Genomic DNA, 23,628 nt, shown 5'->3' with positions numbered 1-23,628 from the left:
TTACACTTTAATTGTAGCACATATATTTTTTGGGGGGGAAATAACTATGGAGGATTTTGAATTAAAAAGTGGTGGAGCAGAATTACTAGATTTAGTCAAACCATTATGGGAACAATTAAATAAGCAGCATGAGAAACAATCAAATTATTTTAAGAATAGATATAAAAGTTTTAATTTTGAAGCTAGAAAGGAGAAATTTCTAAATGACACTGTTTTAGGTGTTAACATAGCTCTAATAAAGAAAGCAGAAATGTATGTAGGATATTGTATTAGTAGTATAAATAAAGGATTAGAAGGAGAAATAGATTCGATTTTTGTGGCTTATGAATACCGTAAATTAGATTTAGGAGATAAATTAATGAAAAATGCTCTGGAATGGTTATATAAAAATAAAGCAAAACAAGGAGAATAGGTGTTATAGATGGGAATGAAGAAGTATTAAGATTTTATGAAAAATATGGATTTTATAAAAGAATTATGATTTTAGAAGAAATAAATAAGAATAGTTGAGGAGGGTAACTATATGTTTCTAGTAATTTTAAGATATCAAAAATCTATGGAGGAAGTTGAAAAATATTTGGACGACCATGTTGTTTTTCTAGAAAAATATTATTCATTGAATAAATTTATATGTTCAGGAAGGCAAAATCCAAGAACCGGAGGAATAATATTATCTTGTGGGAAAGATAAAGAAGAAATAAATTCAATAATTAAGGAAGATCCTTTTTATAAGAAGGATATAGCTAAATATGAAATAATAGAATTTATACCAACGAAATATAAAGATGGTTTTGAAGAATTTATTTAGGGGCATATATTTGCAGTTAACAATGTACAGTTTACAGTTGAGGGGGGAAATCCTGTTAGGGATTTCTACTTCAATTGATAACTGTAAACTGTAAAAGCTGTGTCAATTATTTCTCTTTTTATTAAGAATTTTCACTTAATTTTTGAGAAATTTCATATTCATTTCTAAGCTGTTCTATAGGTTCATCCTTGGCAGGATACCAGCCTCTATCTACAATCATATCTGATAATTCAAAATGATCGCTTACAGCTTTATCTAATTGAGTTCTTAACATATCTCTAAGTTCAGGATTAATTGCTTCTGCTGCAGCAGAAGCTAATGATGTTACAGCAAATTTTGAATCTTTGAGTATATCTTGAGCGATATCTTTTTCTGTTAGTGCGGCATTATCATTTCCAAATAAGTTATCTAAAAAAGACATAGTGGAAACCTCCTATTATATTAAATATTAAAATTGCTTTCAATGAAATTTTGAACAGAATTTATATTTTCTTTTTTGCTATCTAGACAATGTTCCATAAAAGATTTTAATTCATCATCTTCAATCATCTTCATATTAGCCTGTAATTTTTTTACACCAACAATATTTGAATCCATTAATTCTCTTAATTCAAGCATTTCATGGGGTGCTAGGTTATTTTTGTTATTCATGAGTTCACCTCCGATGTAATATATGTGATAATTATTGAGTAATAGAGTTGATAGTTGATAAATCTTGTTGTAATTGCTGCTCTGCATCTAGATGAGCATTGTACCAACCTTTATTAATTGATATATCTGAAAGTCTGTAATGAGAGTTGACACAAGCAGTGAGTTGGTTTTTTAGAGTTTCCCTTAGTTGTGGATTTGTTGCTTCTGTTAATGTTTTAGATAAGGTTGTTATTGTTGTCTTTGAACTTGTAATTAAGTCAAGTGCAATGTCCTTTTCTGTTAAGGTAGTACTATTTTGTGGCATTTAGAATTACTCCTTTCTATTTAAAAATATTTTTAAGATAATGAGGACTGTATGTTTTGCAAAGCAGTTTTTTTTGATGCTATTGAATCCTGCATATAATTTTTTAATTCAGCATCATTAACCATATTTATGCTCGCACTAATTTTTTTTATATCTAACATCTCTTGACTTATGTATTCTCTGACCTCAATTGCTTCATGTGGGGCTAAATTTCCATTCATAATCATCACCTCCTAACTGTATTAGTATTACACTCGTAAACTTATTAATGTGTGGCAAATAAATGTAATTGAAAATTAAATGATTCTACATAATAAATTATTTGTTTGAGCATAATACAAAAGAAAAGTTCATGACTATGAAAATATAATTTCTTGTAGTTTCAAATTAAAAAACAAAATTACAGTAGAAAAGGAGATATGATATTATGAAGAACAAACCAGATGATAGAAGAGACAATGTGGATAGAATTCAATATAATATTGATAAAACAATTTTAAATTGTGAACTTGCCGATGAAATGATAGCTAAAACAGATGACTCTAAAATGAAGCAAACATTAGAAGAAAAGAATGAAAGAAGAGAGGAAGCTCTAGAGGCTATGAGAAAAGAAATTAAAGATGAAGCTTTGGATAAAGAGAAGGGATATAAGTAAGGCGTTTAATAAGGTGAGTTATTAATAATTAATTATTTATTTAATTGGCGAAACCAATTTTGTTGGCGTAGCCTTTTTTTATTTCAAAGGATTGGAAATTGTATATATAAAATTTCTCTTACAATATAATATGCTTTTTAATTTTGAAATGTTTAATTATATATACATATGGGAATATTTATAATATAAAATTTAAAGGAGGAAAATATGTGAGTTATAAATTATTGATAATAAATCCAGGATCTACATCAACAAAAATATCTGTGTATAATGGTGGAAGAGAGATTTTTGGAGAAACATTAAGACATTCTGCAGAAGAAATTGGAAAGTTTGAACATATTTTTGATCAACAAAACTTTAGAACAGAAGTAATATTAAAAACATTAGAAAATAACAAAATAGATATACAGAATTTAGATGCGATAGTAGGTAGAGGAGGGCTTTTAAAGCCAATTTTGAGTGGAACATATAGAGTAAATGAAAATATGTTAAAGGATTTAAAAGAAAGTATAAGAGGCGAGCATGCATCTAATCTTGGTGCTATTATAGCAAATGAAATTGCAAATTCTATTGGGAAAACTGCATTTATAGTTGATCCAGTAGTTGTTGATGAAATGGATGATATAGCAAGATTATCAGGCATTCCAGAGTTGCCAAGAAAAAGCATTTTTCATGCACTAAATCAAAAGGCAGTAGCTAAAAAATATGCAAAGGAATCTGGTTTGAATTATGAAGATATTAATGTTATTGTGGCGCATATGGGTGGAGGAGTTTCAGTAGGAGCACATAAAAGAGGAAGAATAATTGATGTAAATAATGCTCTTGATGGTGAAGGAGCATTTTCACCAGAAAGAAGTGGAGGTGTTCCAGCTGGCGATTTAGCTAGAATGTGTTTTAGTGGCAGATATACGCTAGAAGAAATACTAAAGAAAATAACAGGTAAAGGTGGCTTTGTAGCTTATCTTAATACAAATGATGCAAGAATCGTAGAAAATGCTGCATTAGATGGAGATGAAAAAGCAAAGCTAGTTCACGATGCTATGGGATATCAAGTTGCTAAAGATATAGGTGCAGCTGCAGTAGTTCTTAATGGAAAGGTAGATGCCATTATTTTAACTGGTGGTATGGCTTATGGAAAACCTATCGTAAATTTTATTAGTGAAAAGGTAAGATTTATAGCACCTATAGTAATCTACCCAGGAGAAGATGAAATGCTTGCATTAGCTGAAGGAGTAACTAGAGTACTAGATGGGGAAGAAGAAGCAAAAGATTATAAATAGACTAATGATAGGAGTTATGTATGTTACAATACAATTAAAATTTAAAAATAAGCAAAAGTGTTTTAAATAATTGAAGATTGACAATTGTAACATATATAATGAGAATATGTCTTATAACTAAATACATAAAATATAAATTTATATAAATATTCAATAAGATTAACTTTTAAACGTAGTTAATTTGTGCTTTTTTCGTACGATAATTATAATAGAATAAAGTGGAAGTAATAATTAGTAGGGGAGAAAAAGATATGCCAGGAATTTGGAATATAAATAATGGATATAATACAAATACTAAGAAAATTTCTAGCAAACTAACTTTTGAAGTAGGAGAGCGTTTTACAGGAAGAGTTGTTGATAAAGGAAACGGAAAAGACATAACAATAAGATTATCAGATGGATGGCAATTTATTGCAGAGCTTAATGGAAATGTTGATTTAGACGATTTAAAATTAGTAAAGTTTCAAGTAGATGGCTTTGAAAATGGGAAATTAAAATTAAAATTGGTACAAGATACTGTAGATGATGAAGTAAGTGGAGACGAGAACTTCCAAGAAGTTATTGAGAAAGAAGGACTTTCAAAAGATGATATTGATATTTTGAAAAACATGGTTAAACATAATATATCTTTAACTAGAGAGAATATAAATGAAATAAAAGGCTTAATTCAATTTAATGAAAAAGTTAATGCCAATCCTAAAGAAATAGATTCGTTTATTAAAACATACCTACAAAGTAAAGGAATAGCTGTTGATAGTTCTGAGGGGCAAGCTGTTAAGGAAGTGCTAACTAAGTTTTTTGACGAATTTAAAAAAATGTCTTCTGGGGATATACTTGCTTTTATAGAAAATAACTTGGATTTTTCAGAAGAAAATATAAATAGTTTTAATAAGGTATTTAAAGGAGATGCTACAATTGAACAAATTCTTAAGAGAATTAGCAATTCATTGAATTCCTTAGAGTTTTCAGATAAAACAAAAGAAAATAAGATTAATGAATCTTTTATAAATGGTAAATTATTTGATAAAGGCTCTGAAGTAGTTAGAAGTACGGTAGATTCTCATACAGCATTTGCATCAAAAATTTACAATGAAAATGATCCGTTAACTAAAAAAATAAATGTATTAGATGTTTTAAGAACATTAACAGGAAGTGAAGATAGTGAATTAGATTTAATTCAAAAAAGAGCTGGAAATGAAAATGTTAATCTTAATACAGAAAAAAGCAATATTCCTACATCATTAATAGAAAAGTTGGATGATAAGGAAATAGTAAAATTAATTAAAGATACAATTGGAGATAATATTATTGCAGATAATACACCTAAGACTCAAGCTGAAAAACTTATTGAATCAACTAATAAATCAAAATTAGAAAATTTATTAAGTAATATTGAGGGTAGAGAAGTAAAGTTAACAGATGATGAGTATAAGAAAATTACTGAATTAGTAAATAGAAAAGATGACAATCAAGGAAATATGCCAAATACTATTCAACCAAAAGAAGTAGAAAATAATGCTATGAAAGATGTAGTAAGTAAATTAAACAATCAGGAGTTTTTGTTAAAAAGTAATTCAAGTGGTAAAGATGGAATAGTATATGAAATGAAGGATAAGATTAATAACATAAGAGACATAGTTAAGGATTTAATCGATAAAACAGAATTAAAACAAGATGGATATGAGAAGGTAATGAATTTATTAAAAGCAAATATCAGTGACATCAAAGTATTTAATTCGGTTAGTGATGAATATTATTATGTGAATGTGCCTATAACTGCTAATTTTCAAGAATATCCATGCAAATTAATAATAAAAGATAACAGAAAAGATGGCAAAAAAATTGATTCTACTAATGCAAAAATGATTGTAAGTGTTAAAACTGCACATTTAGGGGATGTAGATGGATATTTAACTATTAGAAATAATAAAATCGATGTTAATTTAAAATGTGAAAATGAATTTACGTCTGTTATAAATAATAATAAATATAAATTGGCTGATGGGTTGTCTACACTTGGATTATTTGTGAATATTCATGTATCGACCAAAGAAAAACCTGTAGATTTAGTTAACTGCAGAAATTTCTTTAATGATTTAACTATTTCTGCTATTGATATTAAGGTATAATTAGTATATATTAATTCTTGACACTTTAAAGTTTGTAATAAGCTACTATCATGTACAATAAAAGATTCTCCAAATATAAATGGCTAATAAAGTCGAGTTGATTCATCTTTAATTGTGCATTACAGAATTGATTGAATAATTAGGTGGGAGTGTACAAAAATGAATCAGAGGAAAAAGGCAGCAGCATTAAAATATGAATTTAATAGTGACGCTCCAATAGTAACAGCAGCAGGAATGGGGCATATAGCTGATAAAATACTAGAAACTGCAAAAGATAATGAAGTTCCGATAGTGTATAATAAAGAACTGACTGATTTATTATGCAACGTTGATATTGGAGATGAAATTCCAACAGAATTATATGAAGCAGTGGCACATGTAATAGCATTTATTACAGATTTGGATAAGAAGAGATAAGAAGGGCTTATAAGAGTTTGCTTTATATATGCTCAAGATGACAGAAAGGTGAGGATTAAGTGGCACTTTATACCATTTCAGACTTACACCTAGGGTTTAATGTTGAAAAACCAATGGATATATTTGGTGATAAGTGGAAAGATCATTGCAAAAAAATAAAAGAAAATTGGATTGATAAAGTTACAGAAAGAGATATGGTACTTATTGCAGGAGATATATCTTGGTCATTGAAAGAGCAAGATAGTAAATATGATTTAGATTGGATAAATGAATTGCCTGGTAAAAAAATCATAAGTAAAGGGAACCATGATTATTGGTGGGGAAGTATTTCAAAATTAAATAATATGTATGAAAATACTAAATTTATTCAAAATAATTATTATATCTATGAGGATTATGCTATATGTGGTACTAGAGGGTGGGTTTGTCCTAGCGGAGATAAATACAGTGAAAAGGACGAAAAAATATACAATAGAGAGCAAATAAGATTGAAGATTTCTCTAGATGCTGCTAAAAAAAATGGATACGAAAATATAATAGTTATGCTTCATTATCCTCCAGTAAATGATAAATTTGAAGAATCCGAATTTACAAAAATAATTAAGGAATATAAAGTTAAAAAAGTTATATATGGACACCTTCATGGCCCTATATTACTAGGAAAAGTATTAGATGGATATTTTGATGGTGTGGAATATATATTATCATCAGCAGATTACCTTGATTTTAATCCTAAAAGAATACTATAAAGTTATAAGTTCAAGTGTTTAATATATATGTACTAATTATTAAAAATGATAAGTTATTACTAAAATAATAAAAATGAGATATATCACAATAGTTTGTGATATATCTCATTTTTTACATTATAATAATTTTTTTACCGAATTATTTAAATCCTCGATAGCATTTTCTTGCGTGCGAACATGTGAAGCAATTTCCTTAGATAAGCTTTCACTTTCTTGGAAAGTGTTGATAATATTATCAACAGTTGAAATAACAGTGTCTTTTTCCATGGAAGCTGTTGTTAAATGTTCGATGCAGGTAGTGATTTCATCAGTTGCTTCTTCAATTGATGTTTTTATTTCTGAAAAACTGCTTTTTGCGTCTTGTAAAGAATTATGTTGAGTAGTCAAAGCAGAATTACCAGAGTTCATTGCATTAGAAGCTTTTAAAATATCTACCTTAATTTCGTCTAATATACTAGTTATACTTTGTACTGCAAGTTTTGAATTTTCAGCTAGTTTTCTAACTTCACCTGCTACAACAGAGAAACCTTTACCAGCTTCACCAGCTCTAGCAGCTTCAATAGCTGCATTAAGTGATAAAAGGTTAGTTTGACTTGCTATTTGACTTATAGAGTCAGTTATAATGTTTACGGATTCTAATTTTGATACTAAGGCATTTACAGTTGAAGTAGATACTGTGAATGCTTCTTCAAGGTCTGTCAATGATGTATCTAAATTTCCGATTGTATCTAATCCAGTATCAGCTAACTTATCTGTATCTAATACCTTGATATGAACATTTGTAATATCAATTGCTAAATTTTCCATATTTGAACTAAAGCTGTTTAATGTATTTTGTGTATTTAGCAATTCTCTGTTTTGAGAGTCTGCAGAAGATATTAATGACGATGCGGTAGATGAAATACTTTTAAGAGAATCATTTATTACATCAGCTTTTGCTTTTAAATCACCTAATTCATTACTTAAATCTTTTGTAATTATATCAGTATTGTTACTGATTTCATTTTTTGAAGGTTCAGAAATGTTAGAAGTATTAGTAGTACTATTTTTAAAAATTTTCATGACATATTTCCCCCTTGTAAGTAAAAAAAGTTTTAAATATTTTCATTTTTTATTAAGTCTTTCCCAATACGTGCTAATTCTTTAATTCTATTAGATGAATTTACGCTGACAATGGTTTTTGAATACCATAATAATGCATTTTGAGTATTTCCTAATTTTCTATTCAATTCACCAAGCATGTACATAAAAGCATCTCTTTGTAAACCATAGATAGGAAAAAGTTCTTTTGAATATGCATCATTAAACCCATCAAGGGCCTGAGTTAAAAATGTTTTCTCTTGATTACTATCATTTAGTAATCTATACATCCAAGCTATTTTTAATGAAAGCATAGCTTTTGTACTATCTTGTAGATCAAGTAGTACAGCGTTTAATAGGGCTAATTTATAACGCTCAATTGCTAATTTTTCATCCAAAATATCAGGATATACTCTAGGTTTCCATTTTGGAGTTACATTGCTAAAGACTAGTTCCTTCTTGTGAGTTTTAATATTATCAAAGTCTGATCTCATAGCAGCATAACCACAAGAATTGCAAATTAAAACATCGTAAAAATACGGATTTACAACTGGTGAATACCGTATAAAAAAATCTGAATCTCTAGAAGAAATTCTTGGTGATTTAGATTTTACAGTTTTAGCCTTAAAATGTGCATCACAAACTGGACAAATTATATTTTTATCAAATAAATGATTTAGTATGTTAGTGTCGTTCATTTTTTTGTCCCCTCATTAAAACTACATTGATTTATAATTTTATTATAGATAAATTATATCATATTAAAATAATTGATAAAGAGGTTATGTTAATTTTTTGATGTTTATTTAGATTATTAACACTTAATTTAAACTTTTTGATATAATATAGAAGGACAATATTGAGAAATCATATTATTAAAGGGTGAGACTAATGGCAATGAACGATTGGAAGGTTTTTTTGATGCCTTATGAGCAAGCAGTTGATGAATTAAAAGTAAAATTAAAATCAATTAGAAAAGAATATAGAAGAAAAAATGAATATTCACCTATAGAATTTGTAACTGGAAGAGTTAAAGAAGTATCAAGTATGTTAGAAAAGGCAAACAAATTTGAAATACCAATAGATAGAATTAGGTATGAGCTTGAAGATATCGCAGGTATAAGAATAATGTGTCAATTTGTTGACGATATAGATACTGTCGTAGAAATATTAAGAGGTCGTAAAGATATGCAAATTCTTTATGAAAAAGATTATATAAGAAATGTGAAGGAAAGTGGCTATAGAAGCTATCATATGATTATTAAATATCCTGTAAATATGGCGGAGGGATTAGTAGAAATATTAGCAGAATTTCAAATTAGGACATTGGCAATGAATTTTTGGGCTACTATCGAACATTCTTTAAATTATAAGTATAAGCAGCATATACCAGAAGAATTGAAGAAAAAGCTTAAAAGTTCTGCGGATGCGGCATTTAGATTAGATGAAGAAATGTTAGAAATTAAAGATGAAATTAAAGATGCTCAAAAATTATTTGAAGTTAAATCAAATTTAATTTCTAATATAATGAATTCATTGCTTACACTAATTTCATTAGGTAAAGAAGCAGAAGCGTCAAGATTTCAAAAAATATTAAATAAATTAATTGAAGATGGTGAAGTTTGGGAATTAAATAGTTTACTTTTTTCTGTTAAAAGAGAAATAGAAAAATATAGAGATTAAAGATAAATACTTAATGTTAAATTGTCAATGATGAGTGATCATATAAAATTAATCATTGATAGTTGAACATTGCAATTGATAAAATGAAAAGGTGATCGAAATGGATAAAGAACAAGTGTTATTGAAGTTAAAAACGAATCCTGAATATATTACAGAATTAGAGAATGTAGATGAAGAAATGGAATTATTCATAGTAAAAATTAATGGAAATAACATCAGATATATAAAGAATCCTAGTAAGGAAGTTCAAAAACAAGCTATTAAGAGTACTCCTTTAGCAATAAAGTATATCAATGATGTTGATAATGAAATTGGTATTATGTGTGTTAGAAGTTTATGGAATGCTTTGGAACTTATAAAGAATCCTAGTAATGATATTATAGCAGAAGCAGTTAGGACAAAGGGGTGGGCCATACAATATGTAAATGATCCAAGTGAAGAATTGCAAATTATGGCAGTTTCCAAAGATTATGATTCGATTAAATATATAGAAAATCCTTCAGAAAAAGTTCAGCTTTCAGCAATAGATAACTATTATGCGGCAATTAGATATATAAAAAATCCTAGTTTAAAGGCAAAAGTTAAAGCTATAAAACAAAATGGAGAAGCAATTAATTACATTTCTAATTATGATTTAGATGAAATAAAAATTTTTATTAGTGAGAACATAAATGTAGTAAAATATATTTATGAAAGTATTGATGTAGAGCTAGTTGTAGAAGTTCTTAAAGAAAAGATTAAAGATAAGGATATTGATAAAAAATACATTGAAGACTTTTTAGAATTAGAGATTTTGGAAATGGATAAGATTAATTTTGTCAGAGAGTACGGAAGCAAAATGGCTAGAAAATTATTAGTGGATTACAAATTATCAATTTAGTATATATTTGAGATGAACAATATTGTAGAATTTATAATTGTCTATATAGAACTCTAGCTATTATGAATTCTACATTGTGATAGAGGTGAAAAATTGAAATATTCAGAGTGTTTAAATACAGTAGATTTAATTGTTGCAGCAAATGATGTACCTTTAATAATAGGGGAAAGCGGAGTAGGGAAAACTTCTTTAGTTAAGCAGATTGCTAAAGATAATGGAGATTACCTTGTTACAATAGATGCAAATTTGTTGAAAGAAGGAGAAATAGGAGGATTACCTATAGTTGATAATGGGGTAACTATTTATGCAACCCATAATAAATTACAGGAAATTCAAAAAGTTTTAAAAGATGATGAAAAACGTAATGTCATTTTATTTATAGATGAGCTAAATAGATGTGATCATGCGGTAGCACAGGAACTTATGAATTTAATTTTAAATAGAGAAATCAATGGATATATATTAAGTGATAAAGTTAAGGTAATAGCAGCAATGAATCCTTCTAATAAAAATGAGGGATTTTATAATAGTAGATATGATGTCGTAGATATGGATCCAGCTCAGGAGGATAGATTTGTTTGGGTAAGACTTGATTCTGATATCAAGGAGTGGATTAACTGGGGAATGAGTGATAATGGTAATATACATGAACATATTATAGAATTTTTATCTACTTTTCCAGAATACTTACATACTCCAGATTCTGAAGAAACAATAAAAGCTACCCCAAGAAGCTGGGAGAGAGTATCTAAGGCTTATAATATTTATTTAAGAAATAAGGAGAAATATTCTTTTGATACATTTTTTAATGTTGTAAAGGGAAATATAGGAATAGATATTGGAAATGATTTTAGTAGTTTTCTAACTAATTTAAAAAAACCATTGATAAGTGTAGAAGATATATTTAATAATGAAGTTTTAAACTTTGAATTAAAAGACAGAATAGAAAAAGAAAGTCATTCAAGATTATATATAGTAGTAAAAAATTCATTGAAATATTTAGAAGTTCACAATATAGAAAAAAATTTAAAGTTATTTTCAGAATTTCTTAATTTATATCCTAGAGATCTAAGATTAGGAATAATGAAAGAAATTAAAAGGGATTATTCTAAGACTGTATATAAACAATTATTGGAGACAGAAGAATTTTTGGATTCATTTTTTAATATATTTAATTGAAATATTGATATATAGAAGTTTAGTATTAAAGAATAAAAAAATGAGGATAGGAGGGATAGTAGAATGGTGTTTGAAGAAAAAAGGGAACAACTTTTAAAAGAAGCATATTCGTTAGATAGAGAAGGATTAGCTAGTGATAATTATAGGAGAAGATTTTTTGAATTAGTTGAAGAAGTTGTACTATATTTATTGCAAAGTCAAGATGCTTTTTTTGGACAATTTATGCTTAGAATAAGACGAAATATAAACATAAAAATAACAGTGCCTATAGCTACTATTCCTGAGCGTGATAATTTTTATATGTACTTTAATCCTATTTTGTTTCTAAATTGCAGTAAAAATGAAATGGCTGCATTATTTAAGCATGAGATTTATCATATAATGAATTCTCATTTTGAGAGAGAAAAAAAATTAAAAAATAGATTTAACAAAGAAATAATTAATATTGCATTAGATATTTCAATTAATCAATTCATTAAAGATATGCCTAGTTATAGTAATAAACTTGAAGCAATCAGCTTGGAACATAATTTATTTTTACAAGAAAACCGAAGTGCTGAAGAATATGCAGAAGAACTTTATAAGGCAATTAAATCAAGAATTAAAAAAACTAATATAAAAAATGATGAAGAAAGTAAGTATGAACTAGATATGTCTAAGGCGCATGATTTATGGGAAGAAATTCAAGTAAGCGAAGAAGACATCAGAAATTTAACTAAAAAGACAGCCATAAGTGCTTATACAGAAGGAGCTCCTGAAGGAATCGGAAAAATAATTTTAGCATACAAAGAAAAAGCCGAAATACCATGGCAAACTGTTCTTAAAAACATCTTGCCAACTGTAAAATCTGGCTATAAGAAGACAATAACAAGAAGAGATAGAAGACAGCCAGAGAGATTAGATTTAAGAGGTCGACTACCTAAGACTGAGGCTGAACTAATTGTAGCTATAGATATAAGTGCAAGTATGAATGAAGAGGATATGCATAAAATATTAATAGAAATACTAACAATAACTGCAAGCACTAATAATAAAATTACAATTATTGAGTGTGATAATGAAATTAGAAATATATATGAGATAAAAAGTGAAAGAGACATACACAAGAGAGCTAAAGATAATGGTTCAACAGAATTTACACCAGTATTTGAGTATATTAGAGATAATAATCTAAGAGAATCTGTATTAATTTACTTTACAGATGGAGTTGGTGAAAAAAAATTAGGAGTAAAGCCCGTGAGTAAAAAGATAATATGGGTTCTATCTGGAAGCGAAGAATTATCTTTGGAAAATTCATATGGAGAGATAAAAAGAATAAATGCTGGAGAAAAAGAAGTCGTCGAAGGAAACATTGGATTAAAGATGGTTAACGAAGTTATACATGATTGGGCGAGATAAATGCATAGTAATGATATGCAAAGGCCAGCTTATATGTTAAAATAAATATTAATATAGGAGGGATGTTCTTGGCTAGAAAACTTAAAAGTATGGATTATATAATGTTACTATCTATATTTCTTATAATAAGTGTAATAGTTAATATATATTCAATGGTTAAATTAAATAACTATAAGTATAAAATAGGACAGCAATCTTATATTGAAATAGAAGATTTTAAGCAAAAAAATGAAATAAATCTGGATATTTTAGCTAAAAGTATTGAACAAAGCAGCATAAAAAATGAAGATTTATTAAAGCTTTATAAAAATTATGATGCAATGTCAAGTGATATAATGGAATTATGGCAGCAATATGGATCTTACTCTCAAAATGCAATTCCTTTTTTTACTAAAAATATAAAAACTGATAAAGTGATGGAAAATGAAATACATGGAAAAATTAAGGAATATGCATTATCTCTTTTAAACAAGGAAATGAAAAATCAAGCAAATAAGTTAGTATTAAAAGATGATGATTTAATATCTTTTAAATTTATGTATGACATTTCATCAAAAATTAGTAATTATTTCAATGAATTTAATAATAAAACTTTAAATAACATTACTGGAGAAGAAAAGGAAAAAAAGGTGATTAATGAATATTATTGGATAGATATGCTGGATGGAGTATATAAAATTAGTGATGATTATATAAATTTGCAGTGGAAAGTAGAATCAGCTGATATAGCTAAGTAAGAAAATAAGAATGATGTATATATGCATACACCATTCTTAGAATTTAGTATATTTATTTTAGTTTTAGTGGCAACCACTACAAGAACCACCACATCCACCTTCAGGCTCAATAACAGGTTTCAGACTTAATCCACGGCCTTCATTTTCATCAGAAGAAAGGATTATGAAGCCTCCAAACTGTTCTATTAAGCTTTTTTCGTAGATGAATGAGATATCATTAATTTTTTCAATCTCATCATCATCGCTTGCTTTTGAAACAGATATGTTAAAAACTGGGCCACTACATGCAAAGCCAGCAAAATTAATTCTAATATTAAAATCAGTTATTTTATTTTCGTCCAAAAAAGCTTTAAATTCATCATAAGCTTCTTGGCTTATAGTAACATTTTTCATTCAAACACCTACTTTATATAATATTAAAATGATATTAAATCATTAACGTAAGTATAACATACATATATAAAAATAAAAAGTTTATATTTCTATTTAAGTTTTGGTTAAAAATGTGATATTATGTTATGGTTTAGTAATATATAATCCAAAGTAAATCTTAATGTGTTATTATACAAAAATGGAAATATATGTTATAATGAATAAAGTTACGTTAAACATTTCAAGAAGGGGAATTAACTATGAAACCATATAATAAAAATTTTGTGTTCCAAGAGATGAAAAAATATAATAATCTAGTTAATCCAGGAACTTGTGGTGACTATAAAATAGTTAAAAACACTATGAATAAGCAAGATTTGCAAGGATATATGTATGAAAATAGCGATGATTATGATATAGACATAATACAATTATATAGAAATAATACTTGTTTAATGAAATTATCCCCTAGAGAAATAGAAAGTTCGTATAATGCAATATCTTTTTCTTATGGAAAAGTTGGAATAGTTGGTCTTGGTATTGGATATGTGGTTCAAGAAATTGCAAGAAAAACAAAGGTAGAAAAAGTTATTGTATATGAGGATAATGAAGAGTTAATTGAATTGTATTATCAAAACTTCGAAGAAAATGAAAAAATAAAAATAATTAGAGATAGTGCACTAAATGCTTCAAGAGAAATTTTTGATTTTTTTTATGTAAATTCTCATAAAGATCAATTAACATCAGAGGTCGTTAAAGATTATATTGATTTCAATAAAATACATGAAATTGAAGAATATGCGTTTTATGGATTAGAACATTTTTTATTAAGCTGTAAATATGAAGATATAATATGGGTATATATACCTGAAAATTGGGTAGCTATGAGTAAAAGGGCTTATGAAGCTCTTGATGTTTCAAGATATATTGAAACTTACAAACCATTAGATGAAGAAAAAGTAAAAGGAATACTTTTTCAGTTTAAAGAAATATTAAATTCATAAAGCTTTGATACAGTTGAAGAGAGCTCATTCTATTTTAACTTGCCAATCTAAGGTTGTAGCATGGAAAAGTAGGAGTGAACTCTCTCTTAATATTTTTAACAAAAAATTTATGGTTTTTCATAAAATTGTTATAAAAGTTTAATTTTTATGTAGATTGGGTAGCTCTATTATAAACTTTGCACCAGTAAGTGAATTTTCTGCTTTGATACTTCCATTCAATTTTTCAATAATATTTTTACTAATAGATAATCCTAGTCCAAAATGTCCCTTTTCTCCTTTATAAAATCTATCGAATATATTAGGAAGGTCTATATCCATAAAACCTGGTCCGTCATCATATAATATAAGTTGAACTTTATCATCACATATAAGATTAAATTCAATAGTAACAGTGCTTTTTGCATATCTTATACAATTACTAATAATATTATCAATTGCTCTCAAAAGTTTTTCTTCATCGCCATTAATTTCAATAAGTTTAGTGAGTAAATTACTTCTAATTGTGATATTATTTTTTTTAGCCAACCAACTTATATGCTCTATACATTTATTTATTAATTCATTAAAGTTTATATTTGCATAATTATAATTTTCTTCAATTGCATCAAGGCGTGATAAATATAGTAAATCTTCTACTAGTCTTGTCATACGTTTTATTTCTGATAATATAATTTCTACAGCATTATCACTATCAATAACGTCATATTTAATACCTTCAGTATAACTTTGTATAGACATAAGTGGTGTTCTAAATTCGTGAGACACATTTTGCAAAAAAGTCTTTTGTGCTTTGTCATAGGTTTCAAGTTTTTCAGACATAATATTAATATTATTTATAAATTCATGTAATTCTTCATAAACAGGCATTTCAATTTTATTACCGAAATTTCTTTCTGATATAGCACGGATATATTCATTTAGATTATCAAATGGTGTACAAATTTTTTTTGATATACGTGACGAAAAAATAACAGTAACTAATGCACAGAAAATAAGAATAAGAGAAAGAATTAAATTTATACCTATCTGTAATTGATTTATTTTTTCAACATTTGAATATATTATTATCCAGCCTAGTCCAAAGGAATTTTTATCAGATACAGATTTAATAATAGCTATGTATTCAGTGCTAGCTACATGAAAATTTAAATAATCTTCTTGCTCAAGTTTTTTTGAATTGTAAAGTTTGTTTTTTAATTGTTTCATAAAATCATCAGAAATATATCTGTCAGGAAAAGGAGTAATTCTATTTTCATTTTGATCAATTAAAATGAAGTCTGCATTTAGTAAAGTTAGTGGTTCTTTAAGTGAATGATCTAACATGAAATAATATCTAAAAAGTTCATTAGTACCTTGTGAATCAGTAAGGGGTAATTCATCAGGCTTAGTATTTTGAGGAAATGGATTTATATCTTGTGAATCATTAGGAGGTGGTGGAGGTGCTTGTTTAAAAAAATCAGGACCATGTTTAAGAGCTGTAATTTCAGCATTTGAGGCTATTTTATCTAATTGTGTAACAAGATTTTTTTCTATGTATATACGAACAGCTACATTGAAAATTATCGTGGTAAATGTAATTAGCATAATAATAATAATAATGTTATATTTAAAAATTCTCCATTTTATAGTATCTCTCTTCATAATATCCGTCCTTATTATGTATTAATAGTTTTTTTAGTGTTAGTCATTATCTTGTATTGAAAAACCAAAACCCCAAATAGTTTGTATTTTAAGTTTCGAATTTGCAGAAGTAAGTTTTTTTCTTATTCTTTTTATCATATCATCCGTAGCACGAGTTTCCACTTTGTTATCAAATCCCCATATTTTATCTAGAAGCTCAGTTCTACTGACAGCTCTATTTTTGTTTTGAATAAGATAATTAAGAAGTGATAATTCCATTACTGTAAGTGCTAAAGGGGAACCGTTAACTTCAGCTTTTTTTGTATTAAGATTTATTAATACATCTAATAATTTCATAATTTGATTATTTTGGATAGGAGCTTTGTCCAAGTCTATTCGTCTGAAAATACTATTCATTCTAGCAATAAGTTCCAAGGGACTAAAAGGTTTAGTTAGATAATCATCTCCACCAAGTTTAAGACCAGTAATTTTATCAGATTCAGTATCTTTGGCTGATACAATTATTATTGGGACACAACTTTTAAGTCTTATTAAAGAACAAAGAGCATATCCATCTATTTCAGGCATCATAATATCTATTATGAGCATATCAGCTTGTCTTCTATTAAATGCTTCAAGGATATCACGTCCGTTTGTAAATATTTCAACATCAAAGCCTTCTTTAAGTAGAAAAGATTTTATTATATTACAAATATTGATTTCATCGTCAGCAATATATATTAATTTTTTATCCATGAAATTAATTCACCTCAAAATATATTTTATCATATGTAAATACGAATGCTATTTTAAATTTTACTTATAACTCTTTTGCCACAAAATTGCCACAAAGTTGCCACAGCACTACGTTAGATTTTAAGAAATACATGTCGATTAAATAAGTATAGGAGAAAATATATGCAGGGAAGCAGGTTAAAGGAGAGAATTATAATGAACACAATAAGTAGTAATCAAAACAGTATGGAAGTGTATCTTGAGAGAAGGATACAATCAGCAAGAGCTTTACAACAATATAAGGTAGAGCAGCAAAAAAGACAAGAAGAAAATGATTTGGTTTCAATAAGTCAACAAGGGATGCAAGCAATGGGGAATGCTACACAAAGCTTGTCAAATAATAATCCATTGAGCAGCTTAGTTGAAGCAGGAACAATAACTCAAGATCAAGCAAATGCTGTTCAAAGTGTTTTTCAATCTAGGGGAAGAGAAATTCAAACTTCAGGAACCTACAGCAATATAACTAAATCTCAAAACCCTTTAGAAAGCTTAATAACTGCAGGAACAATAACCCAAGATCAAGCAGATTCAATTAAAAGTACATTAGATGCAGCAAGGGATGCAGATAAATCAAGTTCAAGTACAACCAGTACAAGTACAAAAACAAATCCATTGGATAGTTTGGTAACAGCAGGGACAATAACTCAAGCCCAAGAGGATGCAATTGAAAGTGTTTTTGAAGAATTAATGAAATCACATGAGGCAAGAAATAATCAAGAGACAACTAATAAAACAAATCCATTAAGTGGCCTAATATCAGCAGGAACAATAACACAGGATCAAGCAGATGCTATTAGCAGTGCTTTTGAAGCAACAATGAGCTTTAAAAGTTTTTAATAAATTCATAATTATATGAGGGAGGAATATAATGAGTATTTCATCAATATCGTCAATGACAAGTACATCATATACTTCTACAAGTAGCACAAGTAGTGATACAAGTGCTCTTGAAAAACAAAAAGAAAGTTTAGAGAAGCAACTACAAGAAATTCAATCAAGTAATGATGATGAGAAAACAAAGCAATCAAAGGCTAAACAAATTCAATCACAAATTCAAAATATTGAATCACAAATTGAACAAAAAAAATCTAGCAACACAAGTAAAGCAGCACCACCATCAAAGCCACCAGAAAAACCAACTGGTGAAAAAAATGTAAAGGTAAATACTAATGCAAATGCAACAACACAAGTTTCCGATGAGGAAAGTGGTAACATAATTAATACTTATGCTTAGGAAGATGTTAGACATGAAAAAAAGTGGCCTTGAGGCCACTTTTTTATTTTACAACTATATTAACAAGTCTTCCTTTAATTACAATAACTTTAACAATATTTTTACCTTCAGTATTTTCTTTAATAGTTTCATTTTCTAAAGAAGCGGCTTTAATACCTTCTTCATCTAAGTTTGAAGCTACCATGATTTTTGATTTTATCTTACCATTAATTTGTATAGCAATTTCAACTTCATCTTTAACTAAAGCTGAAGGATCAAATTCAGGGAAGCTCTCATTAAAGATTGTTGAAGTATTTCCAAGTAAGCTCCATTGTTCTTCAGCGAAGTGAGGAGCAAATGGTGCAAGTAATTTTACGAAATCAGTTATAGTTGCTTTTAAGAAATTTGCATTCTTAACATTTTCTTGAGTATATTTGTTTAGTGCATTAGTAAGTTCCATAAGTCTTGCTATTGCAGTGTTAAATTGCATTTTATCTCCATCTTCAGTAACACCTCTGATTGCAGTATGCTTCCAGAAGTTCAATTCTTTTTCAGCTGAATCTATGGAATCTTTAACATTTTCATTTGAATCTATTATAGCTCTACAAGTATCAAGTATCCTTTCAATTCTATCTACAAATTTGCCTACAGATTTAATACCATCGTCGCTCCAAGCTCCACCTTCAGTATATCCAAAGCCAAACATTAGATACATTCTAAATACGTCAGCACCATATTCTTTAATGTAGTCATCTGGGGAAATTGTATTTCCTTTTGATTTACTCATTTTAAGTCCATCTGGTCCTAAAATTAAGCCTTGGTGAGTTAAACTTAAGAATGGTTCGTCAAAGTTTAGGTATCCCATGTCTCTTAAAGCTTTTGTTATAAATCTCGCATATAATAAGTGCATACAGGCATGTTCTGGTCCACCAACATATTTATCCACAGGAAGAATCTTGTTGATTTTTTCTGGATCAAAAGGTGCATCTGCATTTTTATTATCTGCATATCTTAAATAATACCATGAAGAACATACAAAAGTATCTAAAGTGTCAGCTTCTCTCTTAGCAGGCTTACCACAACAAGGACAAGTTGTATTTACGAATTCTTCAGATTTTCCAAGTGGTGATTTACCATCTGGAGTAAATTCAACATTATAAGGAAGTTCTACTGGAAGATCTTTTTCAGGAACAGGAACTATTCCGCAGGTCTCACAATATATAATTGGAATTGGAGCACCCCAATATCTTTGTCTTGAAACTAACCAGTCTCTTAATCTGAAGTTTATCTTCATTTGTCCTAATTCATCTTTTTCTAAATCTTCAACTATTTTCTTTTTAGCTTCCTCAGTAGTTAAACCATCAAATTTACCAGAGTTAACAAGCACTCCATATTCACAATAAGGAAGTTCTGGGTCAGTGTTATCTTTATCAGTTATAACTCTTTCTATTGGCAAATTAAATTTAGTTGCAAAAGCAAAGTCCCTTTCATCATGAGCAGGAACTGCCATAACGCATCCAGTACCGTAAGTAGCTAATACATAATCAGAAATCCAAATAGGAACTACTTTTCCGTTAATAGGATTTATAGCATAAGCTCCTGTGAATACACCAGTCTTTTCTTTTGTATTTGATTGTCGTTCAATTTCAGATTGTTTAGCAGCAGCTTCTTTATATTCTTCAACAGCAGCCTTATATTCTGGAAGAGTTAGCTTATCAACTAATTTATTTTCAGGTGCTAGAACTACATAAGTAACACCATTTAAAGTATCAACTCTTGTTGTAAAGACATCAAATTTTAAATCAGAATCTTTAACTTTGAAAGTAACTTGTGCACCATAAGATCTTCCAATCCAGTGCTTTTGCATAGATTTAGTTTTTTCTGGCCAATCTAAATCATCTAGTTTATCAAGTAATTCATCGCCATAATCAGTTATTTTAAAGAACCATTGAGTAAGGTCTTTCTTTGTAACTTCAGTGCTACATCTTTCACAAGCACCATCGACAACTTGTTCGTTAGCTAAAACTGTGTTGCAAGATGGACACCAATTTACTGGAGCCTTTTTTCTATAAGCTAGCCCTTTTTCATAAAGCTTCAAGAATAACCATTGAGTCCATTTATAGTAATCAGGAAGACAAGTAACAACTTCATTTTCCCAGTTGAACATTGCGCCCATAGATTTCAATTGTTTTTCCATTGTTTCAATATTCTTTAAAGTAGAATCTTGAGGATGGATTCCTGTTTTTATAGCATAGTTTTCAGCAGGTAAGCCAAAAGCATCAAAGCCCATTGGTTGGAATACGTTATATCCTTGCATCCTCTTAAGTCTTGCCCATGAATCTGTTGGACCATAGTTAAACCAGTGCCCAGCATGTAATTGAGCACCTGATGGATAAGAAAACATTTCAAGAGTATAAAGCTTCTTATCTAAATTTTCAGTATTAAACTTATAAGTTTCATTTTCTTCCCATATTTTTTGCCATTTGGCATCGATTTTAGTTCCGTAATTTGACATTATGTAGCCTCCCCTTTGAATCAGTTTACAGTGCACAATTTACAGTTGAAGGATGAATCATTACATGATTTCTACAATTTGTAAAGTGTTAGCTGAATAACTGCTAGAAATTTATTTGATTGTGTCTTATATAATATAATTTTAACCAGCAAGATGCTGATTTAATCAGTTAGCAGTTAAAGTTGCAAAATAACAATTTAGGATAAAAAAATTATAAATTATTCAAAATCCAGTGGATTTTGTTCCATAACTGAAAACTACAAATTATTAACTGTTAACTGCAAAAAAGCTTTCATCTCTATGCAAAGAGACGAAAGCATAATTTCCGTGGTACCACTCTTAATTAAAAGAAAAACAAAGTTAATTCTTCTCACTTAATATTTTAACGGTTTTACCGTACTTGCTTCGAACAAGTAAGCTCATAGGCAAGTTCATAATAATATAACACTGTTTTACACCATACAACAGCTCTCTTAAAGATATATCTATTACTAATACTCCTATTCATAGCATAATATAAAATTTTAATAACATTATATATTAAAATTTCTACAAAAGTCAAGAATTCTATTTAATAGAGACTTCGTCATTAATTGACAATTGATAAGTGAACATTGATAATTGAAATATAAATATAATATAATTGGTACAGAGAGTTTTAAAAGGGGAAGAAAGTGATATATATGGATATAATTTTAGTCTTAATAACTATAATTTTAATATTAAATATAATATTTGCATTTTCACTTATTTTTTTAGAAAGAAAAGATCCGACTACAACATGGGCATGGCTTTTAATAGTAATGATTTTGCCAGGCATTGGATTTTGGATTTATATTTTACTTGGTCAAAATTTAAGCAGGCAAAAGATTTTCAAGAAAAAAATAAGAATAGATGAAAATAAAAGAAAAAATTTACTTGATACCTATGAATCAACCTATCATGTACATGATGGTGGAGAAAAGTTTATAGATTTAAGAAAGCTAAATTTCAATCATTCAGGAGCAAATTACACAACGAATAATAAGGTGAGAGTTTTCATAAATGGTGAAGATAAGTTTAAACAATTAATACAAGACATCAGAAAAGCTAAAAAATATATTCATATAGAGTATTACATTTTTAAAGCAGACTCACTTGGGAAGACTATCCTTGAAGAACTTGCGAAAAAGGCTAAGAGTGGAGTAGAGGTTAGGCTTTTAGTTGACAGCATGGGGTCTCGTATGTTAACTAAAAAGGTTCTTAAAAATTATTTGAATGCTAAAGGAAAATATGCATTATTTTTCCCAGGAATTTTGCCTCATATAAATACTCGTATAAACTATAGAAACCATAGAAAGATAGTAGTAATTGATGGTAGATATGGATATGTTGGTGGATATAATGTTGGAGAAGAATATATAAATAAAGATAAAAATATTGGTTTTTGGAGAGATACTCATGTAAGAATTCAAGGTGAAGCTGTTAGTGATTTAAATGAACGGTTTTTGCTTGATTGGTGTCATGCTTCAAAAGAAGAAATTAGTAATTACAACAAATATGAAAAAGAATTTCCAAAAGATTTTGGTGATGTAGGAATACAGATTGTAACAAGTGGGCCAGATCATAAAGAAGAATACATAAGAAATGCTTATTTAAAATTAATAAATAATGCAAAAAAGAGCTTATATCTAGAAACTCCATATTTAGTTTTGGATACACCTATATTGGAGTCTTTGAAAATATCTGCATTATCAGGAGTAGATGTAAGAATAATAATACCTGGTAAACCAGATCATTTTTTCATGCAGTGGGCTGCAAGTTCTTATGTAGGTGAACTTTTAGAAGCGGGAATAAAGGTGTATAGTTACCAAAATGGATTTATTCATGCAAAAACAATAATTGCTGATGGTACAGTAATGAGTATAGGAACTGCTAATTTTGATATTAGAAGTTTTAAGCTTAATTTTGAAGTAAATGCATTTATTTTTGATAATAGGATTGCTATAGATGGGGAAAATCAATTCTTCAGAGATATTGACGAGTCAGAAGAAATAACAAAGGAAGTTTATAATAACAGAAGTATTTCACTTAAAATTAAAGAATCTCTAATAAGGTTGGTATCTCCAATTCTATAATAAATTTGCTATTTTCATTAATAAAATAATGATTTGAGAACT

General features: G+C 28.3%; 26 protein-coding genes and 1 other annotated feature. Of the genes, 16 read left to right on the top strand and 10 right to left on the bottom strand.

Annotated elements, in window-relative coordinates:
* The first annotated feature begins 46 nt into the window (after nt 1–46).
* Both CSPA_RS25965 and CSPA_RS25960 read left to right on the top strand, forming a co-directional pair.
* Nucleotides 47–412: a GNAT family N-acetyltransferase gene (locus CSPA_RS25965; RefSeq protein ID WP_015395391.1), complete on the top strand. Its 366-nt coding sequence runs from the start codon at nt 47–49 to the stop codon at nt 410–412.
* 111 nt (nt 413–523) lie between these two features.
* Nucleotides 524–808, top strand: a complete 285-nt coding sequence (locus CSPA_RS25960) for a YciI family protein (protein ID WP_015395390.1) — start codon at nt 524–526, stop codon at nt 806–808.
* Nucleotides 809–929: 121 nt separating this feature from the next.
* On the opposite strand, the gene CSPA_RS25955 is transcribed toward CSPA_RS25960, so the two are convergent.
* The 4 genes from CSPA_RS25955 to CSPA_RS25940 are packed head-to-tail and all read right to left on the bottom strand — an operon-like array spanning nt 930 to nt 1,984.
* Entirely contained in the window at nt 930–1,229 is a 300-nt protein-coding gene (locus CSPA_RS25955; RefSeq protein ID WP_015395389.1) for a spore coat protein, read from the bottom strand.
* Between the two features lie 20 nt (nt 1,230–1,249).
* Nucleotides 1,250–1,459 carry a hypothetical protein gene (locus tag CSPA_RS25950; RefSeq protein WP_015395388.1) on the bottom strand — a complete coding sequence of 70 codons (210 nt, stop codon included), beginning with the start codon at nt 1,457–1,459 and terminating at the stop codon, nt 1,250–1,252.
* Nucleotides 1,460–1,490: 31 nt separating this feature from the next.
* Nucleotides 1,491–1,763 carry a spore coat protein gene (locus tag CSPA_RS25945; RefSeq protein ID WP_015395387.1) on the bottom strand — a complete coding sequence of 91 codons (273 nt, stop codon included), beginning with the start codon at nt 1,761–1,763 and terminating at the stop codon, nt 1,491–1,493.
* A gap of 32 nt (nt 1,764–1,795) precedes the next feature.
* Nucleotides 1,796–1,984 (bottom strand): hypothetical protein, encoded by a 189-nt coding sequence (locus CSPA_RS25940; RefSeq protein WP_015395386.1) that lies wholly within the window; start codon nt 1,982–1,984, stop codon nt 1,796–1,798.
* A gap of 206 nt (nt 1,985–2,190) precedes the next feature.
* Here CSPA_RS25940 and tlp point away from each other — a divergent pair, with 206 nt between their 5' ends.
* From tlp to CSPA_RS25915, 5 genes are all read left to right on the top strand, one after another.
* A complete protein-coding gene (tlp, locus tag CSPA_RS25935; protein ID WP_015395385.1) occupies nt 2,191–2,418 on the top strand; it encodes a small acid-soluble spore protein Tlp in 228 nt (75 codons plus the stop codon).
* A 209-nt stretch (nt 2,419–2,627) separates the two neighbouring features.
* Entirely contained in the window at nt 2,628–3,698 is a 1,071-nt protein-coding gene (gene buk / locus CSPA_RS25930; protein WP_015395384.1) for a butyrate kinase, read from the top strand.
* Between the two features lie 251 nt (nt 3,699–3,949).
* On the top strand, nt 3,950–5,827 hold the full coding sequence (locus CSPA_RS25925; protein ID WP_015395383.1) for a hypothetical protein: 1,878 nt from the start codon (nt 3,950–3,952) through the stop codon (nt 5,825–5,827).
* Between the two features lie 159 nt (nt 5,828–5,986).
* A complete protein-coding gene (locus tag CSPA_RS25920) occupies nt 5,987–6,244 on the top strand; it encodes an EscU/YscU/HrcU family type III secretion system export apparatus switch protein (RefSeq protein ID WP_015395382.1) in 258 nt (85 codons plus the stop codon).
* A gap of 59 nt (nt 6,245–6,303) precedes the next feature.
* The gene (locus CSPA_RS25915) at nt 6,304–6,993 is read left to right on the top strand and encodes a metallophosphoesterase (RefSeq protein WP_015395381.1); all 690 of its coding nucleotides are present in this window, start codon (nt 6,304–6,306) and stop codon (nt 6,991–6,993) included.
* A 117-nt stretch (nt 6,994–7,110) separates the two neighbouring features.
* On the opposite strand, the gene CSPA_RS25910 is transcribed toward CSPA_RS25915, so the two are convergent.
* Complete coding sequence (locus CSPA_RS25910; RefSeq protein ID WP_015395380.1) at nt 7,111–8,055, bottom strand: methyl-accepting chemotaxis protein; 945 nt, start codon at nt 8,053–8,055, stop codon at nt 7,111–7,113.
* Nucleotides 8,056–8,087: 32 nt separating this feature from the next.
* A complete protein-coding gene (locus CSPA_RS25905; protein ID WP_015395379.1) occupies nt 8,088–8,771 on the bottom strand; it encodes a DUF2225 domain-containing protein in 684 nt (227 codons plus the stop codon).
* Nucleotides 8,772–8,964: 193 nt separating this feature from the next.
* Here CSPA_RS25905 and yjbM point away from each other — a divergent pair, with 193 nt between their 5' ends.
* From yjbM to CSPA_RS25880, 5 genes are all read left to right on the top strand, one after another.
* Nucleotides 8,965–9,756, top strand: a complete 792-nt coding sequence (yjbM, locus tag CSPA_RS25900; RefSeq protein WP_015395378.1) for a GTP diphosphokinase — start codon at nt 8,965–8,967, stop codon at nt 9,754–9,756.
* A gap of 100 nt (nt 9,757–9,856) precedes the next feature.
* Entirely contained in the window at nt 9,857–10,636 is a 780-nt protein-coding gene (locus tag CSPA_RS25895; protein ID WP_015395377.1) for a hypothetical protein, read from the top strand.
* Between the two features lie 93 nt (nt 10,637–10,729).
* Entirely contained in the window at nt 10,730–11,815 is a 1,086-nt protein-coding gene (locus CSPA_RS25890) for an AAA family ATPase (RefSeq protein WP_015395376.1), read from the top strand.
* 63 nt (nt 11,816–11,878) lie between these two features.
* Complete coding sequence (locus CSPA_RS25885; protein ID WP_015395375.1) at nt 11,879–13,213, top strand: vWA domain-containing protein; 1,335 nt, start codon at nt 11,879–11,881, stop codon at nt 13,211–13,213.
* A gap of 68 nt (nt 13,214–13,281) precedes the next feature.
* Nucleotides 13,282–13,950 (top strand): hypothetical protein, encoded by a 669-nt coding sequence (locus tag CSPA_RS25880; RefSeq protein ID WP_015395374.1) that lies wholly within the window; start codon nt 13,282–13,284, stop codon nt 13,948–13,950.
* A gap of 63 nt (nt 13,951–14,013) precedes the next feature.
* On the opposite strand, the gene CSPA_RS25875 is transcribed toward CSPA_RS25880, so the two are convergent.
* On the bottom strand, nt 14,014–14,343 hold the full coding sequence (locus tag CSPA_RS25875; RefSeq protein ID WP_015395373.1) for a HesB-like protein: 330 nt from the start codon (nt 14,341–14,343) through the stop codon (nt 14,014–14,016).
* A gap of 239 nt (nt 14,344–14,582) precedes the next feature.
* Between CSPA_RS25875 and CSPA_RS25870 the strand changes: the two genes are divergently transcribed.
* Entirely contained in the window at nt 14,583–15,326 is a 744-nt protein-coding gene (locus tag CSPA_RS25870) for a hypothetical protein (protein ID WP_015395372.1), read from the top strand.
* Between the two features lie 138 nt (nt 15,327–15,464).
* On the opposite strand, the gene CSPA_RS25865 is transcribed toward CSPA_RS25870, so the two are convergent.
* Together CSPA_RS25865 and CSPA_RS25860 are read right to left on the bottom strand one after the other, a co-directional pair.
* Complete coding sequence (locus CSPA_RS25865) at nt 15,465–16,967, bottom strand: sensor histidine kinase (protein ID WP_015395371.1); 1,503 nt, start codon at nt 16,965–16,967, stop codon at nt 15,465–15,467.
* Between the two features lie 39 nt (nt 16,968–17,006).
* Nucleotides 17,007–17,702 carry a response regulator transcription factor gene (locus CSPA_RS25860; protein WP_015395370.1) on the bottom strand — a complete coding sequence of 232 codons (696 nt, stop codon included), beginning with the start codon at nt 17,700–17,702 and terminating at the stop codon, nt 17,007–17,009.
* 195 nt (nt 17,703–17,897) lie between these two features.
* Between CSPA_RS25860 and CSPA_RS25855 the strand changes: the two genes are divergently transcribed.
* Together CSPA_RS25855 and CSPA_RS25850 are read left to right on the top strand one after the other, a co-directional pair.
* Entirely contained in the window at nt 17,898–18,578 is a 681-nt protein-coding gene (locus tag CSPA_RS25855) for a hypothetical protein (protein ID WP_241393364.1), read from the top strand.
* Between the two features lie 31 nt (nt 18,579–18,609).
* Nucleotides 18,610–18,975, top strand: a complete 366-nt coding sequence (locus CSPA_RS25850) for a FlxA-like family protein (RefSeq protein WP_015395368.1) — start codon at nt 18,610–18,612, stop codon at nt 18,973–18,975.
* Nucleotides 18,976–19,018: 43 nt separating this feature from the next.
* Here the strand turns inward: CSPA_RS25850 and leuS are convergent, their stop codons facing one another.
* A complete protein-coding gene (gene leuS, locus CSPA_RS25845) occupies nt 19,019–21,469 on the bottom strand; it encodes a leucine--tRNA ligase (RefSeq protein WP_015395367.1) in 2,451 nt (816 codons plus the stop codon).
* Nucleotides 21,470–21,772: 303 nt separating this feature from the next.
* Nucleotides 21,773–21,986, bottom strand: a binding site (T-box leader).
* 166 nt (nt 21,987–22,152) lie between these two features.
* On the opposite strand from leuS, the gene cls reads away from it, so the two are divergent.
* On the top strand, nt 22,153–23,586 hold the full coding sequence (gene cls / locus CSPA_RS25840; protein WP_026106306.1) for a cardiolipin synthase: 1,434 nt from the start codon (nt 22,153–22,155) through the stop codon (nt 23,584–23,586).
* Nucleotides 23,587–23,628 lie beyond the last annotated feature (42 nt).

Source organism: Clostridium saccharoperbutylacetonicum N1-4(HMT), from assembly GCF_000340885.1.
In the GTDB taxonomy this organism is placed as follows: Bacteria; Bacillota; Clostridia; order Clostridiales; family Clostridiaceae; genus Clostridium; species Clostridium saccharoperbutylacetonicum.
The sequence above is the reverse complement of the archived record's forward strand: the minus strand, read 5'-3'. Positions and strand labels throughout refer to the sequence as shown.

Excerpts from the sequence above, each read along its gene's own strand:
- CSPA_RS25965 (WP_015395391.1), top strand. The coding sequence starts at position 47 with ATGGAGGATTTTGAATTAAAAAGTGGTGGAGCAGAATTACTAGATTTA.
- CSPA_RS25960 (WP_015395390.1), top strand. The coding sequence starts at position 524 with ATGTTTCTAGTAATTTTAAGATATCAAAAATCTATGGAGGAAGTTGAA.
- CSPA_RS25955 (WP_015395389.1), bottom strand. The coding sequence starts at position 1,229 with ATGTCTTTTTTAGATAACTTATTTGGAAATGATAATGCCGCACTAACA.
- CSPA_RS25950 (WP_015395388.1), bottom strand. The coding sequence starts at position 1,459 with ATGAATAACAAAAATAACCTAGCACCCCATGAAATGCTTGAATTAAGA.
- CSPA_RS25945 (WP_015395387.1), bottom strand. The coding sequence starts at position 1,763 with ATGCCACAAAATAGTACTACCTTAACAGAAAAGGACATTGCACTTGAC.
- CSPA_RS25940 (WP_015395386.1), bottom strand. The coding sequence starts at position 1,984 with ATGAATGGAAATTTAGCCCCACATGAAGCAATTGAGGTCAGAGAATAC.
- tlp (WP_015395385.1), top strand. The coding sequence starts at position 2,191 with ATGAAGAACAAACCAGATGATAGAAGAGACAATGTGGATAGAATTCAA.
- CSPA_RS25925 (WP_015395383.1), top strand. The coding sequence starts at position 3,950 with ATGCCAGGAATTTGGAATATAAATAATGGATATAATACAAATACTAAG.
- CSPA_RS25920 (WP_015395382.1), top strand. The coding sequence starts at position 5,987 with ATGAATCAGAGGAAAAAGGCAGCAGCATTAAAATATGAATTTAATAGT.
- CSPA_RS25910 (WP_015395380.1), bottom strand. The coding sequence starts at position 8,055 with ATGAAAATTTTTAAAAATAGTACTACTAATACTTCTAACATTTCTGAA.
- CSPA_RS25905 (WP_015395379.1), bottom strand. The coding sequence starts at position 8,771 with ATGAACGACACTAACATACTAAATCATTTATTTGATAAAAATATAATT.
- yjbM (WP_015395378.1), top strand. The coding sequence starts at position 8,965 with ATGGCAATGAACGATTGGAAGGTTTTTTTGATGCCTTATGAGCAAGCA.
- CSPA_RS25895 (WP_015395377.1), top strand. The coding sequence starts at position 9,857 with ATGGATAAAGAACAAGTGTTATTGAAGTTAAAAACGAATCCTGAATAT.
- CSPA_RS25885 (WP_015395375.1), top strand. The coding sequence starts at position 11,879 with ATGGTGTTTGAAGAAAAAAGGGAACAACTTTTAAAAGAAGCATATTCG.
- CSPA_RS25875 (WP_015395373.1), bottom strand. The coding sequence starts at position 14,343 with ATGAAAAATGTTACTATAAGCCAAGAAGCTTATGATGAATTTAAAGCT.
- CSPA_RS25870 (WP_015395372.1), top strand. The coding sequence starts at position 14,583 with ATGAAACCATATAATAAAAATTTTGTGTTCCAAGAGATGAAAAAATAT.
- CSPA_RS25865 (WP_015395371.1), bottom strand. The coding sequence starts at position 16,967 with ATGAAGAGAGATACTATAAAATGGAGAATTTTTAAATATAACATTATT.
- CSPA_RS25860 (WP_015395370.1), bottom strand. The coding sequence starts at position 17,702 with ATGGATAAAAAATTAATATATATTGCTGACGATGAAATCAATATTTGT.
- CSPA_RS25855 (WP_241393364.1), top strand. The coding sequence starts at position 17,898 with ATGAACACAATAAGTAGTAATCAAAACAGTATGGAAGTGTATCTTGAG.
- CSPA_RS25850 (WP_015395368.1), top strand. The coding sequence starts at position 18,610 with ATGAGTATTTCATCAATATCGTCAATGACAAGTACATCATATACTTCT.
- leuS (WP_015395367.1), bottom strand. The coding sequence starts at position 21,469 with ATGTCAAATTACGGAACTAAAATCGATGCCAAATGGCAAAAAATATGG.
- cls (WP_026106306.1), top strand. The coding sequence starts at position 22,153 with ATGGATATAATTTTAGTCTTAATAACTATAATTTTAATATTAAATATA.